The organism is Aeromonas sobria, from assembly GCF_050266975.1.
Lineage (GTDB): Bacteria > Pseudomonadota > Gammaproteobacteria > Enterobacterales > Aeromonadaceae > Aeromonas > Aeromonas sobria_B.
On record NZ_JBKISU010000114.1, the window covers coordinates 1 to 381 of the forward strand.

Here is a 381-nt window from a genome sequence, read left to right on the forward strand (position 1 = left end):
CAAAGTTCTGGCTGTCGGTCCTGACCGAGCTGAAGAACCGCGGTCTGGAAGACATCCTGATTGCGTGTGTGGACGGTCTCAAGGGCTTCCCTGATGCCATTGCCGTGGAGTATCCCCAGACCAAGGTCCAACTGTGCATCGTCCACATGGTCCGCAACTCGCTGCGCTATGTCTCCTGGAAGGACTACAAGGCGGTGACGGCGGATCTGAAGCAGATCTACCACTCAGCGACAGAACGTGAAGCTCAGCAGGCACTGGCGGCCTTCGGCGAGCGCTGGGATAGCCAGTACCCGCAAATAGCGCGCTCCTGGCAGGGTAACTGGGATAATCTGATCACGCTGTTCGATTATCCCCCCGCCATCCGGAAGGTGATTTACACCA

At 58.0% G+C, this 381-nt stretch carries 1 protein-coding gene; it reads left to right on the forward strand.

Annotation, left to right across the window (positions count from 1 at the left end; translation table 11 throughout):
- Positions 1-381: IS256 family transposase (locus tag ACLHZ1_RS20675; RefSeq protein ID WP_427263547.1), on the forward strand; the 381-nt coding region annotated here is incomplete at both ends.